The 25,549-nt window shown below is 74.2% G+C and carries 26 protein-coding genes and 3 tRNA genes; 20 read left to right on the top strand and 9 right to left on the bottom strand.

The annotated features are described in order from the left end of the window. Positions 1 to 51: 51 nt before the first annotated feature. The 9 genes from B8281_RS15790 (at position 52) to B8281_RS15750 (ending at position 10,028) form a co-directional block, all read left to right on the top strand. Positions 52 to 1,011: a PfkB family carbohydrate kinase gene (locus tag B8281_RS15790; protein WP_232322592.1), complete on the top strand. Its 960-nt coding sequence runs from the start codon at positions 52 to 54 to the stop codon at positions 1,009 to 1,011. Positions 1,012 to 1,123: 112 nt separating this feature from the next. Then, the gene (locus B8281_RS15785) at positions 1,124 to 2,284 is read left to right on the top strand and encodes an ROK family transcriptional regulator (RefSeq protein WP_051027709.1); all 1,161 of its coding nucleotides are present in this window, start codon (positions 1,124 to 1,126) and stop codon (positions 2,282 to 2,284) included. A 211-nt stretch (positions 2,285 to 2,495) separates the two neighbouring features. After that, positions 2,496 to 3,788 carry an extracellular solute-binding protein gene (locus B8281_RS15780; protein ID WP_085388198.1) on the top strand — a complete coding sequence of 431 codons (1,293 nt, stop codon included), beginning with the start codon at positions 2,496 to 2,498 and terminating at the stop codon, positions 3,786 to 3,788. Between the two features lie 147 nt (positions 3,789 to 3,935). Next, a complete protein-coding gene (locus tag B8281_RS15775; protein WP_034652155.1) occupies positions 3,936 to 4,892 on the top strand; it encodes a carbohydrate ABC transporter permease in 957 nt (318 codons plus the stop codon). After that, positions 4,889 to 5,821: a carbohydrate ABC transporter permease gene (locus tag B8281_RS15770; protein ID WP_034652152.1), complete on the top strand. Its 933-nt coding sequence runs from the start codon at positions 4,889 to 4,891 to the stop codon at positions 5,819 to 5,821. Before B8281_RS15775 ends, B8281_RS15770 begins: the two co-directional genes overlap by 4 nt. Before the next feature lies 1 nt (position 5,822). Next, on the top strand, positions 5,823 to 6,851 hold the full coding sequence (locus tag B8281_RS15765) for an ROK family protein (RefSeq protein WP_232322591.1): 1,029 nt from the start codon (positions 5,823 to 5,825) through the stop codon (positions 6,849 to 6,851). Then, the gene (gene nagB, locus B8281_RS15760; RefSeq protein WP_043652579.1) at positions 6,851 to 7,633 is read left to right on the top strand and encodes a glucosamine-6-phosphate deaminase; all 783 of its coding nucleotides are present in this window, start codon (positions 6,851 to 6,853) and stop codon (positions 7,631 to 7,633) included. Before B8281_RS15765 ends, nagB begins: the two co-directional genes overlap by 1 nt. A gap of 209 nt (positions 7,634 to 7,842) precedes the next feature. Continuing rightward, the gene (locus B8281_RS15755; protein ID WP_021482851.1) at positions 7,843 to 8,178 is read left to right on the top strand and encodes a DUF3039 domain-containing protein; all 336 of its coding nucleotides are present in this window, start codon (positions 7,843 to 7,845) and stop codon (positions 8,176 to 8,178) included. Continuing rightward, complete coding sequence (locus B8281_RS15750; RefSeq protein ID WP_043652576.1) at positions 8,175 to 10,028, top strand: DEAD/DEAH box helicase; 1,854 nt, start codon at positions 8,175 to 8,177, stop codon at positions 10,026 to 10,028. Before B8281_RS15755 ends, B8281_RS15750 begins: the two co-directional genes overlap by 4 nt. Before the next feature lie 66 nt (positions 10,029 to 10,094). Here B8281_RS15750 and B8281_RS15745 read toward each other — a convergent pair whose 3' ends face one another. Beyond that, positions 10,095 to 11,525 carry a nicotinate phosphoribosyltransferase gene (locus B8281_RS15745; protein ID WP_085388197.1) on the bottom strand — a complete coding sequence of 477 codons (1,431 nt, stop codon included), beginning with the start codon at positions 11,523 to 11,525 and terminating at the stop codon, positions 10,095 to 10,097. A gap of 113 nt (positions 11,526 to 11,638) precedes the next feature. Here B8281_RS15745 and clpS point away from each other — a divergent pair, with 113 nt between their 5' ends. From clpS to rdgB, 6 genes are all read left to right on the top strand, one after another. Further along, positions 11,639 to 11,926, top strand: a complete 288-nt coding sequence (gene clpS, locus B8281_RS19560) for an ATP-dependent Clp protease adapter ClpS (protein ID WP_051027713.1) — start codon at positions 11,639 to 11,641, stop codon at positions 11,924 to 11,926. Then, positions 11,923 to 12,606, top strand: a complete 684-nt coding sequence (locus B8281_RS15735) for a DUF2017 family protein (RefSeq protein WP_085388196.1) — start codon at positions 11,923 to 11,925, stop codon at positions 12,604 to 12,606. Before clpS ends, B8281_RS15735 begins: the two co-directional genes overlap by 4 nt. An 88-nt stretch (positions 12,607 to 12,694) precedes the next feature. Then, the gene (gene murI / locus B8281_RS15730; protein ID WP_031316087.1) at positions 12,695 to 13,498 is read left to right on the top strand and encodes a glutamate racemase; all 804 of its coding nucleotides are present in this window, start codon (positions 12,695 to 12,697) and stop codon (positions 13,496 to 13,498) included. After that, complete coding sequence (locus B8281_RS15725) at positions 13,498 to 14,328, top strand: MBL fold metallo-hydrolase (protein WP_034655785.1); 831 nt, start codon at positions 13,498 to 13,500, stop codon at positions 14,326 to 14,328. Before murI ends, B8281_RS15725 begins: the two co-directional genes overlap by 1 nt. 91 nt (positions 14,329 to 14,419) lie before the next feature. Continuing rightward, positions 14,420 to 15,190: a ribonuclease PH gene (gene rph, locus B8281_RS15720; protein WP_085388195.1), complete on the top strand. Its 771-nt coding sequence runs from the start codon at positions 14,420 to 14,422 to the stop codon at positions 15,188 to 15,190. After that, positions 15,187 to 15,873 (top strand): RdgB/HAM1 family non-canonical purine NTP pyrophosphatase, encoded by a 687-nt coding sequence (gene rdgB, locus B8281_RS15715; RefSeq protein ID WP_051027707.1) that lies wholly within the window; start codon positions 15,187 to 15,189, stop codon positions 15,871 to 15,873. Before rph ends, rdgB begins: the two co-directional genes overlap by 4 nt. Here the strand turns inward: rdgB and B8281_RS15710 are convergent. Beyond that, positions 15,862 to 16,311 (bottom strand): DUF3054 domain-containing protein, encoded by a 450-nt coding sequence (locus B8281_RS15710; RefSeq protein WP_081896078.1) that lies wholly within the window; start codon positions 16,309 to 16,311, stop codon positions 15,862 to 15,864. The genes rdgB and B8281_RS15710 overlap by 12 nt on opposite strands. 111 nt (positions 16,312 to 16,422) lie before the next feature. On the opposite strand from B8281_RS15710, the gene B8281_RS15705 reads away from it, so the two are divergent. Continuing rightward, the gene (locus B8281_RS15705) at positions 16,423 to 18,054 is read left to right on the top strand and encodes an ABC-F family ATP-binding cassette domain-containing protein (RefSeq protein ID WP_085388812.1); all 1,632 of its coding nucleotides are present in this window, start codon (positions 16,423 to 16,425) and stop codon (positions 18,052 to 18,054) included. A gap of 66 nt (positions 18,055 to 18,120) precedes the next feature. On the opposite strand, the gene B8281_RS15700 is transcribed toward B8281_RS15705, so the two are convergent. From B8281_RS15700 to B8281_RS15680, 5 genes are all read right to left on the bottom strand, one after another. Beyond that, on the bottom strand, positions 18,121 to 18,663 hold the full coding sequence (locus B8281_RS15700) for a flavodoxin domain-containing protein (RefSeq protein WP_034655787.1): 543 nt from the start codon (positions 18,661 to 18,663) through the stop codon (positions 18,121 to 18,123). A gap of 145 nt (positions 18,664 to 18,808) precedes the next feature. Then, the gene (locus B8281_RS15695; RefSeq protein ID WP_051876963.1) at positions 18,809 to 19,471 is read right to left on the bottom strand and encodes a Pr6Pr family membrane protein; all 663 of its coding nucleotides are present in this window, start codon (positions 19,469 to 19,471) and stop codon (positions 18,809 to 18,811) included. Further along, complete coding sequence (locus tag B8281_RS15690; protein ID WP_009863909.1) at positions 19,468 to 20,037, bottom strand: NUDIX hydrolase family protein; 570 nt, start codon at positions 20,035 to 20,037, stop codon at positions 19,468 to 19,470. The genes B8281_RS15695 and B8281_RS15690 overlap by 4 nt, the downstream gene beginning before the upstream one ends. A gap of 71 nt (positions 20,038 to 20,108) precedes the next feature. Beyond that, entirely contained in the window at positions 20,109 to 21,737 is a 1,629-nt protein-coding gene (locus B8281_RS15685) for an aminotransferase class V-fold PLP-dependent enzyme (protein WP_085388194.1), read from the bottom strand. Next, the gene (locus tag B8281_RS15680; protein WP_085388193.1) at positions 21,703 to 23,187 is read right to left on the bottom strand and encodes an MFS transporter; all 1,485 of its coding nucleotides are present in this window, start codon (positions 23,185 to 23,187) and stop codon (positions 21,703 to 21,705) included. Before B8281_RS15680 ends, B8281_RS15685 begins: the two co-directional genes overlap by 35 nt. 113 nt (positions 23,188 to 23,300) lie before the next feature. Here B8281_RS15680 and trxA point away from each other — a divergent pair, with 113 nt between their 5' ends. Next, a complete protein-coding gene (gene trxA / locus B8281_RS15675; protein ID WP_021482401.1) occupies positions 23,301 to 23,684 on the top strand; it encodes a thioredoxin in 384 nt (127 codons plus the stop codon). A 255-nt stretch (positions 23,685 to 23,939) separates the two neighbouring features. On the opposite strand, the gene B8281_RS15670 is transcribed toward trxA, so the two are convergent. Further along, positions 23,940 to 24,021, bottom strand: a tRNA-Leu gene (locus B8281_RS15670). A 94-nt stretch (positions 24,022 to 24,115) separates the two neighbouring features. Next, positions 24,116 to 24,592: a thioredoxin-dependent thiol peroxidase gene (gene bcp, locus B8281_RS15665; protein WP_061268538.1), complete on the bottom strand. Its 477-nt coding sequence runs from the start codon at positions 24,590 to 24,592 to the stop codon at positions 24,116 to 24,118. 73 nt (positions 24,593 to 24,665) lie between these two features. On the opposite strand from bcp, the gene B8281_RS15660 reads away from it, so the two are divergent. The 3 genes from B8281_RS15660 (at position 24,666) to B8281_RS15650 (ending at position 25,425) form a co-directional block, all read left to right on the top strand. After that, entirely contained in the window at positions 24,666 to 25,046 is a 381-nt protein-coding gene (locus B8281_RS15660) for a co-chaperone GroES (protein WP_031316090.1), read from the top strand. Between the two features lie 105 nt (positions 25,047 to 25,151). After that, positions 25,152 to 25,227 (top strand) — tRNA-Lys (locus B8281_RS15655). Positions 25,228 to 25,352: 125 nt separating this feature from the next. Continuing rightward, positions 25,353 to 25,425 (top strand) — tRNA-Lys (locus B8281_RS15650). Positions 25,426 to 25,549 lie beyond the last annotated feature (124 nt).

Genomic DNA, 25,549 nt, shown 5'->3' with positions numbered 1-25,549 from the left:
CGCGCGAACCGGACAGCCGCACCCACATCGTGACCGTCTTGTGAACTGTCCGTGATCCGACCGTCGCCCGGCGCGCTGCGGACGTGCCGGTCCGCGCGCGAGGATGGGCGCGTGCTCGTGTGCTGCGGACTCGTGACCCTCGACGTCGTCCAGGTCGTCGACGCCCTGCCCGGACCCGACGAGAAGGTCGTCGCGCGGTCCCTCGCCGCGACGTTCGGCGGCCCGGCCGCGAACGCCGCGGCCACCGCCGTCGCGCTCGGCGTCCCGCCGACCCTCGTGACCGCCGTGGGCCACGGGCCCCTCGCCGCGGTCGTGCGGTCCGAGCTCGAGTCCTCCGGCGTCGCGCTCGTCGACGCGGTGGACGGTGCGGCCGGGGTCGCCGGGGCGGCCCAGCCCGCGGTCTCGACGGTGCTGGTCACGCGCGCGACCGGCGAGCGTGCGGTCGTGAGCACCAACGCCTCCGGCTTCGGCGACCTCACCGATGCGCGGCTCGTCGCGCCGGGTCGCACGACGGACCTGCTGGGCGAGCTCGGCCCCGGGGACGTGCTGCTGCTCGACGGCCATCACCCGGGGCTCGCGCTCCGGGTCGCGCGCCGCGCGCGGGAGCGCGGGTGCGCCGTCGTGCTGGACGGGGGCTCCTGGAAGCCCGACGCGCCCGCGATGATCGGGCTGTGCGACGCCGTCGTCGTGTCGGCGGACTTCCGGCCGCCCGGCGTCGCGACGGGCGACGTGCTCGACGCCGTCGCCGCGCTCGGACCGCGGTTCGTCGCGCGGACCCGCGGTCCGCGGCCCGTCGAGGTGCTCGACAAGGGGGAGAGGTACGAGGTCGCGGTCCCGCGGCCGGGCCGCGTGGTCGACACCCTGGGTGCGGGCGACGTGGTCCACGGCGCGTTCGCCGCGGCGGCGGCGCGTGGGTCGTCGTGGCGCGCGGCGCTGGCGGACGCCGTGGTGGTCGCGTCCCGCTCGGTCGAGCACGCCGGAGCGCGGGGCTGGATCGCCGCGACGTCGTGACGTGCGGGTCCGTGGGACCAAGGTCCCGGGTCGCGGCCTCCTCGGCTACATTTCGGTCACGAAGCCGGGAGAGAGTTGACAGTCACTTAGTAAAGGCAGTCTACTAACAAACATGACAACGGCAGTCACCGGCACCGGCGCACCGAGGAGGCGACTGAGCACAGGGCTCAGGCCGACCTCGAAGGTGCTCCCCGAGCACGCTCGGGCCCACAACCGGTCGCTCGTGCTGCAGCACCTGTTCCACGAGGGGCCCACGTCGCGCGCCGACCTCGCGCGCGCCACGTCCCTCACCCGCGTGACCATCTCCGACCTCGTCTCCGTGCTCATCGCCGAGGGCTTGGTCGAGGAGCTCGGCGTCCGCCCGGGCCAGCGCGTGGGCAAGCCCGCGATCCTCGTCGGCATGCGCACGAGCGCGTACCAGATCGTCTCCGTCGACCTCACCGACGACGAGGTCCTGCGCGGCGCCGTCGTCACGCTCACGGGCGACTTCGTCGTCCGGCAGAGCCTCGCGGTGGACGGCCGCACCGGCACCGAGCTCGTCGACCTCCTCATGCGCTTCTGCCGCGGCCTCATCGCGTCCGCGACCCAGCCGGTCATCGGCGTGGGGATCGGGTCGCCCGGCGTCGTCGACGCCGAGGGCCGCGTCATCGAGGCGCCGAACCGCCGCTGGTACGACGTCCCGCTCGCCGCCCAGCTCACGGAGCGGCTCGGGCTCGCGGTCCACGTCGCCAACGACGCCAACATCGCCGCGCTCGGGGAGTTCACGTTCGGGGGAGCGGCCGGGGACGGCCTGCTCGTCCTCACGGTGGGCGAGGGCGTGGGCGCCGGCATCATGGTCGACGGTGCGCGCGTGCACGGGCACGCCGACGCCGCCGGCGAGCTCGGCCACGTGACCGTGGTCGAGGACGGCGAGCCGTGCGCCTGCGGGCGCCGCGGCTGCCTCGAGACCGTCCTGTCCGTGCCGGCGCTGCGCCGCGCGGTGGACGGGCTCGACACCGAGGCTTCCGACGCCGTGCTGGCGTCGGTGGGCAGGACGCTGGGCATCGCCCTGGCCCCTGTCGTCAGTGCGCTCAACCTCGCGGAGGTGCTCGTGAGCGGTCCTGCGGACCTGCTCGACGGCCCCCTGCGCGAGTCGGCGTTCGAGACCATCCGCTCCCGCACCATGCCGGTCATCGGCAGCGGGCTGCAGGTGCGGATGGCCACGCTCGACGAAGACGTCGTCCTCGCTGGGGCCGCCGTCCTCGTCCTCTCCGGACAGCTGGGGGTCTCGTGAGCCGACGACGCTCCGCCTGACCCGCTCTGCCCGACCGGGGCGCGGGCCACGACCCGCCCCTCACGACCTCCTGGGACCCCCAGTGCAGCACCCCCCAGGAACGCAGTAACACAGCAGCACCCCTGCACACGCTCGATTACGCAGGACTCCTGCCACACCTCCGGTGGGGGCATCGCCGCCACCACCAAGAATCACCGAGAGGAAGCACCCAGTGAAGAGGAACCGTCTCGTCGCCGCCTCCGTGGCGTCGACGATCACCCTGGCGCTCGCGCTGACCGCCTGCAGCACCGGCGGGAACGAGAACAACGGCTCCGGCGACGGCGAGGCCGCCTCCGGCGACATCCGCGTCTGGCTCGTGGGCTCCGACACCCCCGACGCGGCCCGCGACTACCTCAAGACGACGTTCGAGGAGGAGAACCCGGGCAGCACTCTCACGATCGAGGAGCAGTCCTGGACGGGCCTCGTCGACAAGCTGACGACCTCGCTCTCGGGCTCTGACAGCCCTGACGTCGTCGAGGTCGGCAACACGCAGTCCGCCGCGTTCACCTCCGCGGGCTACTTCCGCGAGATCACCGCCGACGAGTTCGAGTCCTACGGTGGCGACGACCTCCTGCCCGCCTTCGTCGAGGCCGGCACGTGGGAGGACAAGCACTACGCGCTGCCGTACTACGCGGGCTCCCGCGTGGTGTTCTACTCGCCCCAGGTCACGGGCGGCGCCGCGGTGCCGACCACGCTCGACGAGTACGTCGCGAGCGCCAAGGCCCTCACGACCCCGGACGTGTCCGGCCTCTACTGGCCTGGCCAGGACTGGTACAACGCTCTCCCCTTCATCTGGGAGAACGGCGGCTTCATCGCCGAGCAGGGCGAGGACGGTACCTGGGAGGCGGGCTTCTCCTCGGAGGGTGGCCTCAAGGGCATGGAGCAGGTCGCCGACCTGATGGCCAACGCCTCGCACGCCCCGAAGGACGGCCAGGAGACCGACCTCCAGGTGCCGTTCTGCGAGGGCAAGGTCGCGTACCTCTCCGCCCCGACGTGGATCCAGTGGTCCATCAAGGCTCCGGAGGACGCGGAGACGCCGGGCTGCGAGTCGACCTACGGCTCCGACCTCACCGCGCTCCCGCTGCCCGGCAAGGACGGCGGCACCGCGACGGTCTTCGGCGGTGGCTCGAACCTCGCGGTCGCGTCGAAGTCGAACAACCCCGAGCTCGCCGTCAAGGCCTACGCCATCATGATGAGCGACGAGTACCAGACGATCCTCGCCGAGAACGGCCTGATCCCGGCCAAGACCTCGCTCGCCGAGAAGGTGCCGACGGACAACCCGATCGCCCAGGCCGGTGTGGATGCCGCGATGAACACGCAGGTCACGCCGGTGTCGCCGAAGTGGGCTGACGTCGAGGCGCAGAACGTCCTCCAGACGGCCTTCACGCGCATCGCCAACGGCGACGACGTGAAGACCGTCGCCGAGGAGCTCGACGCGAAGATCGAGCAGATCCTCAACAGCTGAGCCGGCCCGGTGCCGCCCCGGGTCCGCCCGGGACGGCACCGGACGCTCGTCAGGGGTGGGGATCTCTCCGGGGTCCCCACCCTTCGCACGACGCGTCCCGCACGTCATCACTGCGCACCACCGCGCACCATCCGACGGAGTGAGGAAATGAGCTCTACCACTCTCGAGCCCCGGACAGCGCCCCCGCGCGCGTCCGTGCGGCCCCCCAAGAAGCGGCGTCCACCGGTCCTGCCGTGGTCGCTGCTGGTCCCCACGCTCATCCTGCTGGGCATCATGGTCGGCTACCCGCTGGTCCAGCTGTTCGTCATGTCCTTCCAGGAGTACGAGCGCGCCCAGCTCATGGGCGTGCCGGCCGAGTGGGTGGGCTTCGACAACTACGTACAGGTCCTCACCGACGTCGACGGGTTCTGGACGGTCCTGCTCCGCAGCTTCGTCCTGATGGTCGTCTGGGTCGCGCTGACGATGCTGTTCGGCACGCTCGTGGCGCTGCTCATGATGCGTCTCAACAAGGGCTTCCGCCTCCTCGTGTCCATCGGGCTGCTGCTCGCGTGGGCGATGCCGCCCCTCGCCGGCACCATCGTCTGGGGCTGGCTCTTCGACACCGAGTACGGCGTCGTCAACAACTTCCTCACGAAGATCACCGGGGACAACTGGATGGGCCACTCGTGGCTCCTCGACCCGATGCAGTTCTTCCTCATCCTGACGCTCATCATCGTGTGGGGCGCGATCCCGTTCGTGGCGTTCACGCTCTACGCGGGCCTGACGCAGGTGCCGGGCGAGGTCCTCGAGGCCGCGCAGCTCGACGGCGCGACGCCGTTCCAGCGGTTCCGGCTCATCATGGTCCCCTACGTGCGGAGCATCTACACGGTGCTGATCGTGCTGTCGATCATCTGGGACCTGCGCGTCTTCACGCAGGTCTACGCCCTGCAGGGCATCGGCGGCGACCGTGAGAAGACGAACACGATCGGCGTGTACATCTACCAGATGGGCATGGCCCAGGGGCACTACGGTGTCGCCGGCGCGATCGCCGTCATCTTCGTCTTCATCATGCTCGGCATCTCGTTCTACTACGTGCGCCGGACCGTCCGGGAGGAAGAACTGTGAGCACCATCTCCACCCCGACGATCCCCGTCTCCCGCGCCGCGGTCCCCGACCGCGGTGGCCGGAAGACGCGGCGCGAGGGACAGAGCAAGAAGCGCGCGGCGAACGTCGTCTACTCGATCATCGCGATCGTCGTCTTCGTCGCGTCGGCGTTCCCCGTCTACTGGATGATCAACACGTCGTTCCTGCCGACGAACCTCATCCGTGGGACGGACCTGCACTTCTTCCCGACCCCCGACGTCTTCACGCTGAACAACTACGTGAACGTGTGGACCGACGACCGTCGTGCGCCGCTGCCGCCCGCGATGGTCAACTCGATCACCGTCACGCTCATCACGCTGGTCGTCTCGATGATCCTGGGCTTCCTCGCCTCGCTCGCGATCACGCGCTTCTCGTTCAAGGGCCGCAAGTCGTTCATCGTCGCGCTCCTCGTGATCCAGATGATCCCGGGCGAGGCCATGATGATCTCGATCTTCCGGATCATCGACGGCTGGCAGATGCTCAACACGATCACCGGGCTGGCGTTCGTCTACATCTCCGCGGTGCTGCCGTTCACGATCTGGACCCTGCGAGGCTTCGTCCAAGGCGTGCCCGCGGAGCTGGAGGAAGCGGCCATGATCGACGGGTGCTCGCGACCGAAGGCGTTCTGGAAGGTGACGTTCCCGCTGCTCGCGCCCGGCCTCGTCGCCACCGGTGTCTTCGCGTTCATCCAGGCGTGGAACGAGTTCCTCATGGCGCTGATCATCATGTCCCGGCCGGAGTCCATGACGCTGCCGGTCTGGTTGCGCACGTTCCAGCAGGCGACGATGGCGACGAACTGGGGAGCGCTGATGGCCGGCTCGGTCATCGTGGCGATCCCGGTGGTCATCTTCTTCGTCATCGTCCAGGGCAGGATGACCGGTGGCCTCGTCTCGGGTGCGGTGAAGGGCTGACGTGAGCGACCTGAGCACGGCTGCCTCGCTCGACGGCGAGGCGGCCGCAGCCCTGGCCGGACGCCCCGGCCCCGGGACCGCGTCACGACGCGGTCCCGGGGGCCCGGGCAGCGCGGTGGGCCTCGACATCGGCGGCACCAAGGTGCTCGCGGCCTTCCTCGGCTCCGACGGGGTCGCGCGCGAGACCCTGCGCCTGCCGACGGTGCGCGGACCGGAGGGCGTCGTGTCCAGCGCGGCGCGCGCGGTCCGCGAGGTGGTCCGGCGCGCCTGCGGTGACCTCGCGGACGTCGACGGCGTCGGCGTCGGGGTCCCCGGGCTGGTGGACCCCGCCGACGGTTCCGTCGTGCACGCGGTGAACCTCGGCATCGAGGGCGGACGCTTCGCCCTCGCCGAGGCGCTGTCCGCGGAGCTCGGCGGCGTCCCGGTCCAGGTCGACAACGACCTCAACGTGGCCGCCCTCGGTGCCTCGCACCTGCGGGGCGCGGAGGGGGAGGACCTCGCGTTCCTCGCGCTCGGCACCGGGCTCGCGGCCGGCATCGTGCTCGGCGGCGAGCTCCGCCGGGGCGTGAGCGGCGCGGCGGGGGAGATCGGGCACATCCCGATCGACCCGCGCGGGCCCGAGTGCGCGTGCGGGCAGCGCGGGTGCGTGGAGGTCTACGCGTCGGGCTCCGCCGTGTCGGCGCGCTGGCCGTCGCGCCACGGTCGGCCGGCCCCTGCCGAGCTCTTCGAGGCCGCGGCCGCGGGCGACCCGGACGCGATCCGGATCAAGGACGAGTTCGCGTCCGCCGTCGCCTCCGCCGTGCGGATCCTCGAGCTGACGGTGGACGTGCGCCACGTGGTGCTCGGCGGCGGCGTGTCCGCGCTGGGCCAGCCGCTGCTGGACGCGGTCCGCGACGCGCTCGACGCGCAGTCGAGCACGTCCCCCTTCCTGTCCTCGTTGCGTCTGTCGGAGCGGGTCTCCCTCGCGCCGCCGGACGTCCCGGTCGCCGCCGTGGGCGCTGCTCTCGTCGGCCGTCGAAAGGTGTTGTGATGGAGGTCGTGATCGCTCCGGCGGAGCGGTTGGCGGTGCTGGCTGCGGATGCCGTGGAGGCGGTGGTGCGGTCGGGGCCGGGGGCGGTGCTGGGGTTGGCGACGGGGTCGTCGCCGTTGAAGGTGTACGACGAGCTGGTGCGGCGTCATGTGCAGGAGGGGTTGTCGTTCGCGGGGGTGCGGGCGTTCATGCTGGACGAGTACGTGGGGTTGCCGGTCGATCATCCGGAGCGGTACCGCAACGTGATCGAGACGGAGATCGCGTCGCGGGTGGACTTCGCTCCGGGTGCGGTGCAGGGTCCGGACGGCAACGCGGAGGACCTGGTGGCGGCGTGCGCGGCGTACGAGGAGTCGATCGTGGGGGCGGGGGGTGTGGACCTGCAGATCCTGGGGATCGGGACGGACGGGCACATCGCGTTCAACGAGCCGGGGTCGAGCCTGGCGTCGCGGACGCGGATCAAGACGTTGACGGCGCAGACGCGCGAGGACAACGCGCGGTTCTTCGGTGACGACGTGGAGCGGGTGCCTCGGCACTGTCTGACGCAGGGTCTGGCGACGATCATGTCGGCGCGGCACCTGGTGCTGCTGGCCACGGGCAAGGGCAAGGCGGAGGCGGTGCACCAGCTGGTGGAGGGCCCGGTGAGCGCGATGTGGCCCGCGACGATCATGCAGATGCACCCGCACGCCACGGTCCTGGTCGACGACGCGGCGGCCTCGCGCCTGCAGCTGGGCGACTACTACCGCCAGACGTACGCGTCCAAGCCCGACTGGCAGGGCCTCTGACCCGACGGGTCGACGACACCTCGCGGGAGCTCCCGCGACACCGAGCCGCCCGTCGGCGCGCGGTCCACGCCCCTGGACCGTGTGTCGGCGGGCTTCGTCGTCTCCCGTCCCCGCGGCCCGTGGTCCGCGCGGCGGGTGTCGCACGGCGCGCGGACCTGCCGCGGCGACGGCCGCCCGACGTGTGGGCGTCGCGACGTAGACTTCACTCCATGATCGAACTCCGCGCGAGCACGCCACCCGGGGGTCCCGAGGACCCGTTCCGGACTCCTGCGACCGAGCCGACGACCGGCACGTCGACCGGGGTGCTCGAGCGCGAGGAGACGCGCGAGCAGACCGAGCCCGGCGACCACGAACGCTTCGCGCACTACGTGCGCAAGGAGAAGATCATGCAGTCGGCGCTCTCCGGCAAGCCGGTGATCGCGCTGTGCGGCAAGGTCTGGGTGCCCGGCCGCGACCCGAACAAGTTCCCCGTGTGCCCCACGTGCAAGGAGATCTACGAGGGACTGCGAGACCCGCAGGACGGCGAGGGTGACTCCGGCAAGTGAGCGCGGAGCACCACACGACGTCCACCGGTCACTCCGCCCCCGACTCCCGTAGCAGGACCTCGCCGCCGGCACCCCAGAGCCCGTCCTCCGCGGCGGCGTCGCACCTCTCGCCCGCGTTCCCGCGGCGCGCCCCGTGGGGCTCGGCGTCCAAGCTGCGCGCCTGGCAGGCCGAGGCGCTCGAGCTGTACCGCACGCGCGCGCCGCGCGACTTCCTCGCCGTCGCGACGCCCGGCGCGGGCAAGACGACGTTCGCGCTGCGTGTCGCGACCGAGCTCCTGGAGCAGGGCGTGGTGCGGCGCGTGACGGTCGTCGCCCCGACCGAGCACCTCAAGCACCAGTGGGCCGACGCGGCGGCGCGCGTCGGCATCCGGATCGACCCGAACTTCCGCAACAGCCAGGGCCGGCACGGCGCGCACTACGACGGCGTCGCGCTCACGTACGCGCAGATCGCCGCGAAGCCGGCGCTGCACGCGGCGCGCACGACGGCCGACCGCACGCTCGTCATCCTCGACGAGGTGCACCACGGCGGCGACGCGCTGTCGTGGGGCGACGCGGTGCGCGAGGCGTTCGAGGACGCGACCCGGCGCCTCGCGCTCACGGGCACGCCCTTCCGCTCGGACACCGCGGCCATCCCGTTCGTCGAGTACGAGCGCGGTCCCGACGGCATCCGACGATCGCGCGCCGACTACACCTACGGGTACGGCGACGCGCTGCGCGACCACGTCGTGCGTCCGGTGCTGTTCCTGTCCTACTCGGGCAACATGCGCTGGCGCACGAAGGCCGGCGACGAGGTGAGCGCGCGTCTCGGCGAGGCGCTCACCAAGGACATGACGGGCCAGGCGTGGCGCACCGCGCTGGACCCGAACGGCGAGTGGATCCCGTCGGTCCTCGCGGCCGCGGACAAGCGGCTGACCGAGGTCCGGCGGGCGATCCCCGACGCGGGCGGCCTCGTCATCGCGACCGACCAGACGGACGCGCGCGCGTACGCGGGCCACCTCGCGCGCATCACCGGGAAGTCGCCGACGGTCGTCCTCTCGGACGACGACGGCGCGAGCAGCCGCATCGAGGAGTTCTCCGACGGCGACGCGCGCTGGATGGTCGCCGTCCGCATGGTGTCGGAGGGCGTCGACGTCCCGCGGCTCGCGGTGGGCGTGTACGCGACCTCGACCGCGACGCCGCTGTTCTTCGCGCAGGCCGTCGGACGGTTCGTGCGTGCCCGCAAGCGCGGCGAGACGGCGTCGGTGTTCCTGCCCAGCGTGCCGCACCTGCTCGAGCTCGCGAACGGGCTCGAGATCGAGCGCGACCACGCGCTGGACCGGCCGCTCACGGCGGAGGAGCAGGGGGAGGGGTTCAACCCCGAGGACGCGCTGCTCGCCGAGGCGAACCGCGAGGACAAGGCGTCGGGCGAGCTCGTCCAGGGCTCGTTCGAGGCGCTCGAGGCCCAGGCGTCGTTCGACCGCGTGCTGTTCGACGGCGGCGAGTTCGGCACGGGCGCGGACGTCGGCTCCGACGAGGAGCTCGACTTCCTCGGGCTGCCCGGTCTGCTCGACGCGGACCAGGTCACGACCCTCCTGCGTCAGCGGCAGGCCGACCAGATGAGCGCGCGCTCGCGCACCACGCAGTCCGCGGAGCGCGAGCGGGCCGAGATGGACCACCGGCGCGCCGCGGAGCTTCGCAAGGAGCTCCAGCAGCTCGTCTCGGCGTGGTCGCGACGCAGCGGGCAGCCGCACGGGTCGGTGCACACCGAGCTCCGGCGCCGTTGCGGCGGGCCCGAGGTCCCGCTCGCGACGGTCGAGCAGCTCGACGCCCGGGTCGCGACGGTGCGCGGCTGGTTCGTCGGGAAGCGGTAGCCCGCGCGCCCCGGCGGCCGGGCGCGCACGCCCGGCCGCGACCGGGTCGCGGCCCGGTCAGGGAAGTCAGGACAGCGTGTGCACGACCGTCGGGATCGCCGGGTCGCCGGCGGAGAGGCGGCGCGCGCCGCGGGGCAGCTCGGCGCGGGCCTCGCGGTGGCGGTGCGCGGCGTTCTCGACGCCGTACGACCCGACCCAGCGCGAGTCGACGGCGCCGTCGACGACGAGGGGCACCTGGAGCCGGCGCAGGTCGACGTCGTCGGGCTCCCACTCCTGCACGGCGAGGTCGGCACCCGTGACGACGACCTCCTCGACCGCGCGCCCGTCGGCGTCGTAGCGGCGGGCGGCGCACTTGCGGCCACCCGTGCTCGTCTTGGCGGTCGACGCCTTCGCGACGGGCTGGAGCACGCCGCTGGAGTCGGCGCGGGCGACGAGCTTGTAGACCATGCCGCACGTGGGGGCGCCGGAGCCGGTGACCAGGGAGGTGCCGACGCCGTAGGAGTCGACGGGCGCGGCGGCGAGCGACGCGATGGCGTACTCGTCGAGGTCGGAGGTCACGGTGATCTTCGTGTCGTGCGCGCCGAGGGAGTCGAGCTGGCGGCGCACCTCGACGGCGAGGACGCCGAGGTCGCCGGAGTCGAGGCGTACGGCTCCGAGACGGCCGCCGGCCGCCTCGACGGCGTTCTCGACGCCGCGGCGCACGTCGTAGGTGTCGACGAGCAGCGTGGTGCCGGGGCCGAGGGACGCGACCTGCGACGCGAAGGCGGACTTCTCGTCGTCGTGCAGGAGCGTGAACGCGTGCGCGGCGGTGCCGATGGTCTCGAGGCCGTACCGGCGGCCCGCCTCGAGGTTCGACGTCCCGGCGAAGCCGCCGACGACGGCGGCCCGCGCCGCGGCGACGGCCGCCTGCTCGTGCGCGCGCCGCGCGCCCATCTCGAGGCACGGGCGCTCGACGGCGGCGCTCGTCATGCGGGACGCGGCGGACGCGACGGCCGAGTCGTAGTTGAGGATCGACAGGACGAGGGTCTCGAGCAGCACCGCCTCGGCGAACGTGCCCTCGACCGTCATCACCGGCGACTGGGGGAAGAAGACCTCGCCCTCGGGGTAGCCGGTGATCGTGCCGGTGAAGCGGTAGCCGGCGAGGAACTCGAGGGTGCGGTCGTCGACGACGGACTGCGCGTGCAGCCAGTCGAGCTCGGCCGCGGAGAAGCGGAACGACGACAGCGCCTCCAGGACCCGCCCGGTCCCGGCGAGGACCCCGTACCGCCGACCCGGCGGGAGGCGGCGCGTGAAGACCTCGAAGAGGCAGTGCCGGCCCGCGGTGCCGTCGGCGAGCGCCGCCTGGAGCATCGTCAGCTCGTAGCGGTCGGTGAGGAGCGCGGTCGACGCACCGGGCTGGTACGTCGGCTGGTACGACGGCCGCTGCGTCGGCGAGGCGGAGGGGGCAGCGCTGTCGGTCGCGGGGAGGGCGACGCTGCCCGGGTCGGCGAGGCTCATGCGGAATACCGTAGGGCAGCGACCGCCGCGGTGGGCGCCGACAGGCCCGCGAATAGAGTGGTGACGTGAGACCCCACCCGATCTTCACCCGCCCCGCTGCCGCGCGGGCGTCCCTGACCGTGCCCGAGGAGGCGGTCCGCACCGAGGAGGGGACCCGGCTCGACAGCCCGTGGGTCACCCTCGTGTGGAACGACCCGGTCAACCTCATGAGCTACGTCGCGTACGTGTTCGAGTCGTACTTCGGGTACTCCACCGCGCGCGCCCACGAGCTGATGATGCAGGTGCACCAGGAGGGCCGGGCCGTCGTGTCGACGGGCGACCGCGAGCGGATGGAGGTCGACGTGCAGGCGATGCACTCGTTCGGGCTGTGGGCGACGCTCCAGAAGGACGGCGAGCAGTGAGGCCGTTCCGCGCGGAGGCGCACGGGTACGTCGCCGAGCTCGAGCCGTCGGAGCGGATCGTGCTGGCGCAGCTCGCGGGCGACGTCGCGCAGATGCTCCAGGAGGGCGTCCCCGGGCGGGCGTCGGACGCGCCGGGCCGGTCCGGGCCCGACGACGCGTGGTCGCCCCCGGGATGGACGGGCCCGACGCCCGGTGGGGGCGGGTCGGACGCGACGCCGCCCCCGGACCCGGCCGTGCGCCGTCTGCTCCCGGACGCGTCGGACGACGTCGAGGTGGCGCACGAGTTCCGGCGCTTCACGCAGGACGACCTCGCGGCGCGCAAGGTCGGTCGGCTGGTGCTGCTCGCCCGGATGCTCGTGGACTCCGAGCCGGCCGAGGCGGCGCCGTTCGTCGTCGGGCGCGAGGAGGCGCAGGACGTCGCGGGCGCCCTGACCGACGTGCGCCTCGTCCTGGCCGAGCGCCTGGACCTGCGCACCGACGAGCAGGTCGAGGGCCTGTACGACGAGCTCGACCGGGAGGGCGACGACGGCCCGGACGACGGCGAGGTGGGGGGTGCGCCGCGCCGCTTCCTCGTGAGCGTGTTCCTCCTCACGGGGCTGCTCCAGGAGTCGCTCGTCGACGGCATGCTCGCGGACCTGCGGGCGGGGCGGGGCGGTCCGCGCCCCGAGCCGCGGGGCTGAGCGTGCCGCGGACCTGTGGGCGCTGCCACAGCGGCGTGCGCGTGGTTCGAGGCGCCTCGCGCGGGGCGGCGACAGTAGGCTCGGCCGGGTGAACGACGCTCCCATCGGGATCTTCGACTCGGGCGTGGGTGGCCTGACCGTGGCACGCTCGATCCTCGACCAGCTCCCGAACGAGGCCCTCCTCTACATCGGGGACACCGCGAACAGCCCGTACGGGCCGAAGCCGCTCGCGGCGGTCCGGGCGATGGCGCTGGCGATCATGGACCAGCTCGTCGACGACGGCGTGAAGATGCTCGTCATCGCGTGCAACTCCGCGTCGTCCGCGGTGCTGCGCGACGCGCGCGAGCGGTACACGCAGCGCCACGGGCTCCCGGTCGTCGAGGTGATCCTCCCGGCGGCACGTCGGGCCGTGGCCGCGACGCGGTCGGGCCGCATCGGCGTCATCGGGACGCGGGCCACGATCACGTCGCGCTCGTACGAGGACGCGTTCGCCGTGACCCCGGGCCTGACCCTGACGACGCAGGCGTGCCCCGAGTTCGTGCCGCTGGTCGAGCAGGGCGTGACGTCGGGCCCCGAGGTGCTGGAGGTCGCGCACCGCTACCTGGACCCGGTGAAGGCCGCGGGCGTGGACACGCTCGTGCTCGGGTGCACGCACTACCCGCTGCTGACGGGCGCGATCTCGTACGTGATGGGCGACGAGGTCACGCTCGTGTCGAGCGCGGAGGAGACCGCGAAGGACGTGTACCGCACGCTCGTCGCGCACGACCTCGAGCGCTCGCGCGACGCCGGGCCGCCGCGGCACCGGTTCCTCGCGACGGGGAGCGCGGAGCCGTTCGAGCACCTCGCGCGCCGGTTCCTCGGTCCCGAGGTGCTGAGCGTGGAGGCGGCCTGATGCGTCTCGTCACGGTCGGGTGCTCGGGGTCGTTCGCCGGCCCGGCGTCGCCCGCGTCGTCGTACCTCGTCCAGGTGCCGGCCGCGGAGGCCGCGGCCGCGGGGCTCGAGGCGCGCGACTGGAACGTCGTGCTGGACCTGGGCAACGGGTCGTTGGGCGCGCTGCAGCGGTTCGTCGACCCGCTCGACGTCGACGCGGTCGGGCTGTCCCACCTGCACCCCGACCACTTCGTCGACGTGTGCGGCCTGTACGTGTACCTGCGCTACCACCCGGTCCGCGGCTCGACCCGCACGGGCGTGCCGAGCCGGCTCACCGTGCTGGGCCCGGCGGGCACGGCCGCCCGCATCGAGGCCGCGTACGGCGCGGAGCCGGGCGACGGCGTGACGGAGGAGCTCGACGTGCGCGCGTGGGAGCCGGGCGCGCCGGTCCGGGTCGGCCCGCTCGTCCTCGAGCCGTACCGCGTGTTCCACCCCGTCGAGGCGTACGGGGTGCGCGTCACCGGGCCGTCGACGCTGCGCCCGGGGGAGAGCGCCGTCCTCGCGTACACGGGGGACACGGACGCGTGCGACGGCGTGGTCGAACTCGCGCGCGACGCCGACCTGCTCCTGTCGGAGGCGGCGTTCCACGAGGGCCGCGACGACGGCGTGGAGCGGGGCATCCACCTCACGGGGCGGCGCGCGGGCGAGGTCGCGACCGCGGCCCGCGCGCGCCGGCTCGTGCTCACGCACCTGCCCGCGTGGAACGACCCCGAGCGCTCGCGCGCCGAGGCGCGCGAGACGTACACCGGCCCGGTCGACGTCGCCACGACGGGCGCGGTCTTCGACCTCTGACCGCTGAGCGCGGGGACGGGTCGCCGTCGGCCCCGTAGACGCGACCATCCACCGCGCTCAGCGGTGGGCCGGGGGTCGGTAGGGTGGCGGCATGACCATCCCCTCCTCGTCTCCGGGCACGGCCGCGCCCCTCCGCGCCGACGGCCGCACGCCCGACCAGCTCCGCCCCGTGACCATCACCCGCCACTGGCTCGACCAGGCCGAGGGCAGCGTGCTCGTCGAGTTCGGCCGCACGCGCGTGCTGTGCGCGGCGTCGTTCACCGAGGGCGTGCCGCGCTGGCGCAAGGGGTCGGGCGAGGGCTGGGTCACCGCCGAGTACGCGATGCTGCCGCGTGCGACGAACGAGCGCAGCCAGCGCGAGTCGGTCAAGGGCAAGATCGGGGGGCGCACGCACGAGATCTCGCGCCTCATCGGCCGGTCCCTGCGCGCGATCATCGACGTCTCCGCGCTCGGCGAGAACACGATCGTGCTCGACTGCGACGTCCTCCAGGCCGACGGCGGCACGCGCACCGCCGCGATCACCGGCGCCTACGTCGCGCTCGCCGACGCCGTCGCGTGGGGCCAGCGGCACGGCCACATCAAGGGCGGCAAGCCCGTGCTGACCGACTCCGTCGCGGCCGTGAGCGTCGGGATCATCGACGCCACGCCCATGCTCGACCTCCCGTACGTCGAGGACGTCCGCGCCGAGACGGACATGAACGTCGTCGTCACGGGCTCCGGGACGTTCGTCGAGGTGCAGGGCACCGCGGAGCACGCCCCGTTCGACCGCGCCGAGCTCGACGCGCTGCTCGACCTCGCGGTGGCCGGCACCGCCGACCTCACCGCGATCCAGCGCGCGGCGCTCGCGGCGGACCCTCGATGAGCGGCACGTCCGAGACGGCAGGCGTCGTCGTGCCCGACGGCGCACGCCTCGTCCTCGCGACGCACAACCCGGGCAAGATCGCCGAGCTGCGCGCGATCCTCGCGGCCGAGCTCGACGCGCACCCGGGGCTCGAGCTCGCGCCGGAGGCGATCGTCGGCGCGGGCGACGTCGGCGCGCCCGAGCCGGTCGAGGACGGCGTGACGTTCGCCGAGAACGCGCTCATCAAGGCGCGCGCCCTCGTCGCGGCCACCGGGCTGCCGGCCGTCGCGGACGACTCCGGCCTCGCCGTCGACGTGCTGGGCGGCGCGCCGGGCATCTTCTCGGCGCGCTGGGCGGGGCGGCACGGCGACGACGTCGCGAACCTCGAGCTCCTGCTCGCGCAGCTCGGCGACGTGCGTGCCGAGCACCGCGCGGCCGGTTTCGTGTGCGCGGCGGCGCTCGTCACGCCCGACGGCACCGAGGTCGTGCGGACGGGGGAGATGCGCGGGACCCTGCTCACCGCGCCGCGCGGCGCGAACGGGTTCGGCTACGACCCGATCCTCCTGCCGGACGAGCAGCCCGGTGCGGGGACGGCCCGCTCGGCGGCCGAGCTGAGCCCGGCGGAGAAGAACGCGATCAGCCACCGCGGCAAGGCGTTCCGCGCTCTGGCGCCGGACGTCGTCGCGGCGCTCTCAGCGCGGTAGGGGGCGGCCGGCGAGCTCGCGCTCGCGGCGTCGGCGGTCGCCCGGCCGCAGCACGCCGACGAGCGCGACCACGCCGCGCCAGCCGAGCATCGTCACCGCGAGGAACCCGAACGACACGAGCTGGAACGCCGGGGCCACGCCTTGGTCGGTGAGCACGCGCAGCAGGACGCCCAGCGCCCAGGTGCAGCCCCAGACCACGACGCCCGTCGGCCACAGGGCCCACGGGCGGCGCCACGCGCGCGTGACGAGCCAGCCCAGCGCGGCGCCCGCGGCGAACGGCCACGCCACGACGAGCAGCCGGGTCAGACCCTCGTCGGCGGAGTGCGTCGCGAGGCCGCCGGTCGCGAGCGCAAGGACGCACGCGACGTCGGCCAGCGCGGCGAGCACGACGAGCCCGGGGCGACGAGGACGCGGTCCGGTGGGCGCGAGGTCGGTCATGCTCCCGACGGTACCCCGCCCGCGGGACCGTCCCCGCACGGCCCGGACCGGCCCCGGCGGGTCGATCCCGGGACGCGGAGGGTCGATCCCCTGGAACATAGGGTGGTCCCCGTGCACCTCGCCGCCGACGACCTCGCCTTCGCCTACCCAGGACGCCCCGTCCTCGACGGGGTCGGGCTGCGCGTCGCCGCGGGGACGCGGCTCGGGGTCGTGGGGGAGAACGGCACGGGCAAGTCGACGCTCCTGCACGTGCTCTCCGGCGACCTCGCACCCGCCCGCGGGGAGGTGCGCCGCGCGGGCTCGCTCGCGCTCGTCGAGCAGGAGCTCGCCATCGCGCCGGGCCAGACGGTCGGCACGCTCGTCGCCGCGACGCTGAGCGGGCTGCGGGCGGTCGCCGCCGAGCTCGAGGCGGCGGCCCGGGACTTCGACCACGAGGCGGGCGACCTCGCCGAGCTCACGGAGATCCTCGCCCGCGCCGAGCACCTCGCCGTGTGGGACGCGGACCGCCGGGTCGACGTCGCGCTCTCGCGCCTCGGTGCGTGCCGCGACCGGGACCGCGAGCTCGCGACCCTGTCCGTCGGCGAGCGCTACCGCGTGCGGCTCGCGTGCCGGCTCGCCGAGCGCGCCGACCTGCTCCTCCTCGACGAGCCGACGAACCACCTCGACACCGGCGGGATCGACTTCCTCACCGGCGAGCTCGTCGCGTGGCGGGGCGGCGTGGTGATGGTCACGCACGACCGGCAGCTGCTCGACGACGTCGCGACCGAGATCCTCGACCTCGACCCGGCGATGGACGGGAAGCCGGTGCTCTACGGGCAGCCGGGGTACCTCTCCTACCGGTTCGCGAAGAACCAGGCGCTGCACCGGTGGCGGCAGCGGTTCCGGGCGGAGCAGAAGCGTGCGGAGAAGCTCGCCGCGGTGCTCGACGCGTCGTACGAAGGGCTGTCCGACGAGTGGCGCCCGCCCAAGGGCAGCCAGAAGCACCGCCGCGCGACGCGCGCCCGGATCCACGTCAAGGCCGCGGACCGGCGCCTCCAGCAGCTCGAGGCCGAGGCCGTCGAGGTGCCCGTGCCGCCGCTCCAGCTCGTGTTCCCCGAGCTCCCCGCGATGTCGCCCGGTTGGGAGCCGGGCGACCCGGTGCTCGAGCTGCGCAGCCCGCGCGTCGGGCCCGACGGCGGCGCGCGCCTCGACCTGCCCGGGACCCGGGTCGCGCTCCCGCCCTCGGGACGCCTCCTCGTGACCGGGCCGAACGGCAGCGGCAAGTCGACGTTCCTCGCCGCGCTCGCGGGCCTGGTGCCTCTCGACCGCGGCACGCGGTCCGTGGTCGACGGCGCGCGGCTGGGCGTCGTCGCGCAGGAGGGCCCGGCGCTGCCCCCGGAGGCGGAGGACCGCACCGGGTTCGACGAGTACGCGCGCGAGGCGCTCGACCTGCTCGACGCCGGTCGCCTGGACCCGGACCATCTCGTGCCCGTCGCGTTCCTCGGCCTGCTCACGGAGGAGGACCTGGAACGCCCGCTGCGCGAGCTGTCCGCGGGGCAGCGGCGACGGTTCGACCTCGCTCGCGCGCTCCTCGCGGCGCCGCACGTGCTGGTGCTCGACGAGCCGACCAACCACCTGTCGATCGACCTCGTCGACGAGCTCACCCAGGCGCTGCGCGTCACGCCCGCGGCGGTCGTCGTGGCGACGCACGACCGCCGCATGCGCGAGGACCTCGACGACTGGCCCCGGCTCGAGCTCGGCTGACCCGCAGCGCCCTCAGCGCCGGACCGGCCGGAGCGTCGTGGCCAGGGGGCGGGCGGGCCCGGCTGGTCAGCGGCCCTCGGCCGGGCTCTCCGCCGGGACGAGCACCTTGCCCAGCGCGCGACCCCACGCGCGCGCCCGGTCGAGCTCGCCGTCGTCCAGGGGTCCCTCGACGTCGCCGACGTAGAACGACGCGGACGGGACGACGAGCCGGAACCCCGCGCGGCGCATCGCCCTGGCGGCGCCGCGGGCTGCCGAGCCCGGGAGCGAGCGGACCTTCGTCGCGCGCGTGTCGAACGTCGCGGCGAGCCGCCCCTCCTCCTGTGGCGGGAGGGACTCCACCCACTCGCGCAGCCCGGTGGCCCGGTCGGAGACCGGGCCCGTCGCGCGCTGCACCGCCTCGGCGCGGGTCGCGGGGCGCGTCATGCCCAGGGCGTGCGTCGGGCCGCCGGCGACCACCAGCTGCACGTGGCGCAGGGCGTCCGGGTGGGCGGCCGGGTCGGTCACGTCGACGACCTCGACGCGCACCGTCTCGCACAGCCCCTCCGCGATGGCCTGCGCGACGCGTTCGCTGTTGCCGTACATCGACTCGTAGACCACTGCGGCGTCCATCGCGCTCACCCCTTCGTCGACCGCCCGTCCGGACCGGACGGGTCCCCTCCCTCCAGCGTCCGGCTCCGAGGGCGCGAGGCCCAGGGCCGACGGGAACGAGCGTGCGGGCCCTTGGTCCCGGGCGCACTGCCGGGGCGCGAGAGGGTCAGGGCGCGGGGCGCAGGCGGGAGTCGACGAGACGCACGACCCACGCGAGGGCGAGGAAGACGACCGCCACGACGGCGGTGTTGACGAGCGCCCGGCCGAGGCCGAGCTCGCCCACGTCGAGGAACGGGTAGGGGTACCAGCTGACGACGGCGCCCCGGACGAACGTGTACGCGATCCACGCGAGCGGGTACGCGACGGACCACCAGACCGTCGCGGCGTCGACCCGCGGGCGCGGGCCCACGAGTCCCCACGCGGCCACCGCGAGCAGCGGCGCGACGAGGTGCAGCAGGAGGTTCGAGACCTGGCCGGCGCTCGTCAGGTCCTGCAGACCGCGCAGCACGGTGTTGTAGACGATCCCGGTCACCGCGATGCACAGCAGCGCGTCGAGGCGCGCGACGCGGAAGACGGTCCCGTCGCGCGCGGGTCGCGCCGCGAGCAGGACGGAGACGACCCCGACGAGCAGGTTCGACTGGATCGTGAAGTAGGAGAACAGGCGCACGAGGCGCTCGGCCTGGCTCGGGGCCGTGCCGGGACCGTCGACGAGCGCGATCGCGACCTCCAGGACGACGCCCGTGAGCGCCGCGACGGCGACGAGCGTGTGCAGGGTGCGGGCCACGACGTGCCGGCCCGCGTCGACCCGGACGCCTGGCGCGTCGGTCACGGCAGGCGGCCGACGTACGCCATCGCCTGGCGCAGCAGCACCCCCTGGCCGCCGCGCATCTCGAGCTGGACCTCGTCGCTGCACGCCTGCTCGGGCGTGAGCCACGCGAGCTCGAGGGCGTTCTGCTGCGGCCGGCAGTCGCCCGTCACCGGCACGACGTACGCGAGCGAGACCGCGTGCTGGCGGGGGTCGTGATAGGACGTGATGCCCGGCGTCGGGAAGTACTCGGCGACCGTGAAGGGCTGCGGGGACGCGGGCACCTGCGGCAGCGCGACCGGGCCGAGGTCCTTCTCGATGTGGCGCAGCAGCGCGTCGCGGATGCGCTCGTGGAACATGACCCGCCCGGAGACGAGGGCCCGCGTCATCATGCCCTCGGGCGTCACGCGCAGCAGGAGCCCGACCGCGACCACGTCGCCCGAGTCGTCGACCCGGACGGGGACGGCGTCGACGTAGACGAGCGGGAGCTGGGCGCGCGCGACCGCGATCTCCTCGGCGCTGAGCCAGCCCGCGGGGCGCGGGTTGTCGTGGGAGAAGTCGTCGGGCGGGAAGTCGGCGGTGTCGGTCACGCGACTGTTCTACCCCGAGCGGTGCGGCGGGGCGAGTCCGCCCCGGGCGCCACTGCCCGGTCGTGCGGCCGTCACGCCGTGCCGGGCGCCTCGGCGTGCGGCTCGGAGACGCGCGCCACGATCTCGACGAGCGCCTGCTCCGCGACCGGTGCGGGCAGCACCTCCATGAGGGCCATGAGCGGGGCGAGGCGGTCGGGCAGGACCGACGCCAGCGGCCCCCGGTCGTCGTCGCCCTCGGGCCCGCCGTCGTCCGCGGCGAGCACCCCGACGAGCGCGCCCCACATCTCGTCGGCGGTGGGGGCGTCGGCCCTCGGTGCGAACTCACCGGCGAGCGCGGCGAGCACCCCGCTCACGTCGGGGCGCCCGGCGCCGCGGACGGCGTCGGCGCCCGCGCCGAGCGCGGCGACGAGGCCGTCGAGACCGGCCTCGGTGACGGGCGTGATGGTGAGGTGGGTCGTGTGCGGCAGGCGCGTGCCGTCGTCCTGGACGAGCCCGGGCTGCGGCTGGAGCACCCACCCGAGGGACCGGACGGCGTCGGCCCAGAGGTGCGGGTCGACGCGCCGCTCGGGCGGCACGGACCCGTCGGTCGCCACGGCGACGAGCGGGCCGGTGGGGCGGCCGACGACGCGGAGCCCGTCGATCGCGTCCACCGCCGCGCGCAGGGCGTGCGTCGCGCGCACGCACCGCGCGGTGAGGGCCGTGTACCCCGCGGTGCCGAGTGCCTGGCTCACGGCCCATGCGGCGGCGAGCGGCGCGGCGGAGCGCGACCCGGACAGCGTGGGGTTGACGACCGGGTACCCCGGCCAGCCCGTCGTCGCGAAGAACTGCCGGCGCTGGCGGTCGCGCCCGCGCACGAGCAGGACGGACGCGCCCTTGGGCGCGTAGCCGTACTTGTGCACGTCCGCGGAGATGCTCGTCACGCCCGGTACGGAGAAGTCGAACGGCGGCACCGCCTCGCCCCCGGCCGCGGCCCAGAACGGCAGCACCCAGCCGCCGACGCACGCGTCCACGTGCACGGGCACGCCGCGCGCGGCGGCGGCCTCGGCGACCTCGGCGACCGGGTCGACGACGCCGTGCGGGTACGACGGGGCGGACACGACGACGAGCGCGACGTCGTCGGCGTCGAGCGCCGCGACGAGGTCGGCGGCGGCGGGCGTCCCCGTCGCCGGGTCGACGGGGACGAGCGTGAGGTCCACGTCGAGGTGCTGAGCGGCCTTGCGGAACGCGGCGTGCACGCTCACGGGGGCCACGACGCGGGGGCGCACGTCCGGGTGCTCGGCGCGGAACGCCTCGCGCGCGATCTTCACCGCGAGCAGGCAGCTCTCCGTCCCGCCGGACGTCACCGAGCCCACGACGGCGTCGGGCCCGTCGGCCGGGCCGTGCAGCATCGTGCGCGCGAACCCGAGGAGCTCGCCCTCCATGACGGCGACCGACGTGAACGTCGTGGGGTCGAGCCCGTTGACCGGCTGGACGGCCCGCGCGGCGGCGGCGGCGAGCTCGTCGAGCTCGGCGAGACCGGGGTCGTAGACGTAGGACAGGACGCGTCCGCCGTGCGTCGGGGCGTCGGCCGCGCGGAGCGCGGCGAGCCGGTCGAGGATCCCGTCGGTGCGCAGCGGCACCTCGTCGGCGGGCCGCGGCAGGGCGCCGGGGGCGGTCGATCCCGCGTCAGTCACGGGCTCGGTCGGTCGGGGCGTGGTCACGCGGCAGCTCCGGTGCTGTGTCGTCGATGTCCCCCCTGCGCAGACCGTATCGCACGAGCGGGACGAGGCTCAGCAGGACGAGCGCGGCGGGCACGACCGAGAAGGAGAGCGCGATCCCGTCCACCGCGGCGGCCGGCTGGGCGACCGTCTCGCCCGCCCGCGTGGACACGTACCCGGTGATCCCGAGGACGAGCGAGAGCACCGCGGCGCCGAGCGCCATGCCCGTCGTCTCGCCCGCCGTCCACACGCCGCCGAAGGCGCCGCCGCGGCCCTCGCCGTGCGTCCGCGCGTCGTGCGCGATGGCGTCGGGGAGCATCGCGAGCGGCAGCGCCTGCATGCCCGCGTACGCGACGCCGGCGAGCGCGGTGGGGACGTAGACCCACGCACCGGGTGCCCACACGAGCGGGACCATCCCGAGCGCGGCGACCGCGAAGAGCACCGTCGCGACGACGAACCCGCGCTCCTTGCCGTCGCGGCGCGCGAGCCGGGTCCACAGCGGCATGCAGAGCAGCGCGGGCGCGACGAGCGCCGCGAAGAGGTAGCTGACGGCCGCCTCGTCGCGCAGCACGTACCGCGCGACGTACGCCGCCCCGGCGAGCATGAGCCCCGTCGCGACGGCCTGGAGCACGAACGCGGCGAGCAGCGTGCGGAACGGGCGCGAGCGGCGCAGGGCGTCGACCGCCTCACGCACCGCGAGGGTCCAGGCGCGCGACGCCGAGGCCGGCGCCGTCGAGCCCGTGGCGGTGCCGGGTGAGGCGGTGGTCGCTCCGGCCGAGGCCGTGGTCGTGCCGGCCGGGGGAGCGGGCGTGCCGGCGCCGCGGGGTGCACGCGGGGCGACCCGCGCGGCGACGAGCATCCCGGCACCGATGACGGCACCCGACACGACGCCCATGACGAGGTACCCCGTCGTCGAGTCCCCGCCTCCGCGCAGCGCCGGTCCGCCCGCCCCGAACAGGAGGATCGCGAACGCGAGCGTCGCGACGCGCCACGCGAGCAGGCGGGTGCGGCCGTCGTACGTGGGGTCGAGCTCCGCGGGGAGCGCGATGTACGGCACCTGGAACAGCGAGAACGCGGTTGCGGCCAGCAGGAACGCGACGAGCACCCAGATCGCGGCGGCGGTCGGGCCCGCGGCCGCCGGGACCGCGAACGTCAGCGCGAAGAGCACGGGCAGCGTGAGGGCGCCCAGCGTCATGAAGCGACGGCGCGACCCGGTGCGGGCCAGGTCGCGGTCCGACCCGTAGCCGATGAACGGGTCGACGACGACGTCCCACACCTTGGCGCCCGTGACGATGAGCCCGGCGGCCGCCGCAGGCACCGCGAGCGCGTCGGTGAGGTACACGAGCAGGACCAGGCCGGGCAGGGTGCCGAACCCGCCGGTGCCGACGGACCCGGCGGCGTAGCCCGCGATCGTGGTGCGCGAGAGCCGGTGCGCGGTGGTGTCGTGCGTCACAGGGGCAGCGTAGAGGGTGCGCCGGCCGGACCTGCGCGGTCGTGCGCGGGGAATACTCCGGGCAGGGTGTGTGCTCTACGTAGCAGACCCCCAAGCCCCCAGGAGGAACATCCATGGCCACGCAGACGCTCACCGAGTCCACGTTCGAGCAGACGATCAAGGAGAACGACATCGTCCTGGTCGACTTCTGGGCCGACTGGTGCGGACCGTGCAAGATGTTCGCGCCCGTCTTCGAGGCGTCGTCGGAGGAGAACCCGGACGTCGTGCACGGCAAGATCGACACCGAGGCCGAGCGCGGCCTGGCGGCCGCCGCCAACATCACGTCGATCCCGACGCTCATGGCGTTCCGCGAGGGCATCCTCGTGTTCTCCCAGCCCGGCGCGCTCCCGGCCCCGGCGCTCAAGCAGGTCGTCGACGCCGTGAAGGGCCTCGACATGGAGGACGTGCGTCGTCAGATCGCCGCGGCGAGCGACGGCTCCCCGGCGCAGGACGCCTGAGCCTGCACGACACCACGACGGCCCGGCACCCTCGGAGGGTGCCGGGCCGTCGTCGTGTCATGGGCCGTCTCGCGCGCGGGCGCTGCGTGGCAGGTGTGGAGCCGGTGCCCGTACCGGCAGGGGGCAAGTGGTGCGGGCACCGGCTCTGCCACCACGGTAGACGCCGAACTGGACGGTCGTCCAGGTCGGGTGCGGGTGAATCCGGGGAGTGCTGCCGCGCCGTCACGACGGGGACTCCGGAAGGGCCGGGGAGGGTGCGCGAGGCGGGACTCGAACCCGCACGTCCGAGGACACCAGGACCTAAACCTGGCGCGGCTGCCAGTTACGCCACTCGCGCGCGGTGGTCAGTCTACGGCGCGGGCGGCGCGGCCCTGGCGGCCGGTGCGCGTCGCTCGACGCGCACCGGGCCAGGGCGGCGCCGCCCGGGTGCGCTACCTCGGGTCGATGCCGAGGTCGCGACGGAGCTTCGCGACGTGGCCCGTGGCCTTGACGTTGTACTGCGCGAGCTCGACCTTGCCCTCCGGGTCGACGACGACCGTCGAGCGGATGACGCCCACGACCGTCTTGCCGTAGAGCTTCTTCTCGCCCCACGCGCCGTACGCCTCGAGGACGGACCTGTCCTCGTCCGACACGAGCGGGAAGGTCAGGTGCTCGGCCTCGACGAACGCGGCGATCTTGTCGACCGGGTCGGGGGAGACGCCGACGACCGAGTACCCCGCGCCCTGGAGCGAGGCGAGGTTGTCGCGGAAGTCGCACGCCTCCGTCGTGCAGCCGGGCGTGCCGGCTGCGGGGTAGAAGTAGACGACGACGTGCTTGCCGCGCAGGTCGGAGAGCGTGACGGTGCTGCCGTCGGCGGCGGGCAGGGAGAAGTCGGGAGCGGTGTCGCCGACGGTGAGGCGCGTGGACATGGATCTCCTTCGGTCCGGCCAAGGTGTGGTTCGAGCGTAGGTGAGGGTGGGCGGCACCGGTAGCGTTGTCGCTGTGAGCAAGACGACGTCCGCCCCCGCCACCGCCTCGTCCCGCCCGTCGCCGTCCCGGTCGGCCGCCCGCGACCTCCCGATCCGGATGCTGCACGACCGGCTGCTCGTGGACCCGGAGGTCGACGCGAGCGAGCGGCAGAGCTCGGCGGGGCTCGTCATCCCCGCGACGGCCGTGGGCCCGAAGCGGCTCGCGTGGGCCGTCGTCGTCGCGGCCGGTGAGCACGTGCGACAGGTCGCGGTGGGGGACCGCGTGCTGTTCGACCCGGACGAGCGCGCCGAGGTCGAGCTCGGCGGCAAGGACCTCGTGCTGCTGCGCGAGCGGGACGTGCACGCCGTCTCGCAGGAGGTCGAGGAGGACGGCCCGACGGGGCTGTACCTCTAGCCGGGGCCGCTGCGCGGGCTCGCCGGGCCGTGTCGCCGACGTCACACGAGGGCGGGCGGAACGGATTTTCCCGGCGCGCCCGCGGCTGCTAGTGTTTTCTCTCGCGCGCCATTAGCTCAATTGGCAGAGCAGCTGACTCTTAATCAGCGGGTTCGGGGTTCGAGTCCCTGATGGCGCACCACCACCGATCGGGCCGTCCGCATGGCGGGCGGCCCGAGCCGTGCCGGTCGAGAGCCGGCACGGCGGGCGGGCCCGGTCTCCTCGCGGAGATCGGTGGTCCCGGCCGCTGGTAGTGTTCACTCTCGCGCGCCATTAGCTCAATTGGCAGAGCAGCTGACTCTTAATCAGCGGGTTCGGGGTTCGAGTCCCTGATGGCGCACCCTTCCTGACCAGGCCGTCCACCTCCGGGTGGGCGGCCTTCGTCGTCCGCCGCCCGGGCGACCCGCCCTCCCGCTCCCGTGCCGGTCGCCCGCCGCAACCGTCGCCGTCCGTTTCGCCGGAGT

Origin of the sequence: Cellulosimicrobium sp. TH-20 (assembly GCF_002105775.1) — a bacterium.
GTDB lineage: Bacteria > Actinomycetota > Actinomycetes > Actinomycetales > Cellulomonadaceae > Cellulosimicrobium > Cellulosimicrobium funkei.
The sequence above is the reverse complement of the archived record's forward strand: the minus strand, read 5'-3'. Positions and strand labels throughout refer to the sequence as shown.

Excerpts from the sequence above, each read along its gene's own strand:
- rph (WP_085388195.1), top strand. The coding sequence starts at position 14,420 with ATGACCATCCCCTCCTCGTCTCCGGGCACGGCCGCGCCCCTCCGCGCC.
- B8281_RS15710 (WP_081896078.1), bottom strand. The coding sequence starts at position 16,311 with ATGACCGACCTCGCGCCCACCGGACCGCGTCCTCGTCGCCCCGGGCTC.
- B8281_RS15755 (WP_021482851.1), top strand. The coding sequence starts at position 7,843 with ATGATCGAACTCCGCGCGAGCACGCCACCCGGGGGTCCCGAGGACCCG.
- B8281_RS15775 (WP_034652155.1), top strand. The coding sequence starts at position 3,936 with ATGAGCTCTACCACTCTCGAGCCCCGGACAGCGCCCCCGCGCGCGTCC.
- bcp (WP_061268538.1), bottom strand. The coding sequence starts at position 24,592 with ATGTCCACGCGCCTCACCGTCGGCGACACCGCTCCCGACTTCTCCCTG.
- B8281_RS15700 (WP_034655787.1), bottom strand. The coding sequence starts at position 18,663 with ATGGACGCCGCAGTGGTCTACGAGTCGATGTACGGCAACAGCGAACGC.
- B8281_RS15725 (WP_034655785.1), top strand. The coding sequence starts at position 13,498 with ATGCGTCTCGTCACGGTCGGGTGCTCGGGGTCGTTCGCCGGCCCGGCG.
- B8281_RS15745 (WP_085388197.1), bottom strand. The coding sequence starts at position 11,525 with ATGAGCCTCGCCGACCCGGGCAGCGTCGCCCTCCCCGCGACCGACAGC.
- trxA (WP_021482401.1), top strand. The coding sequence starts at position 23,301 with ATGGCCACGCAGACGCTCACCGAGTCCACGTTCGAGCAGACGATCAAG.
- B8281_RS15785 (WP_051027709.1), top strand. The coding sequence starts at position 1,124 with ATGACAACGGCAGTCACCGGCACCGGCGCACCGAGGAGGCGACTGAGC.
- nagB (WP_043652579.1), top strand. The coding sequence starts at position 6,851 with ATGGAGGTCGTGATCGCTCCGGCGGAGCGGTTGGCGGTGCTGGCTGCG.
- rdgB (WP_051027707.1), top strand. The coding sequence starts at position 15,187 with ATGAGCGGCACGTCCGAGACGGCAGGCGTCGTCGTGCCCGACGGCGCA.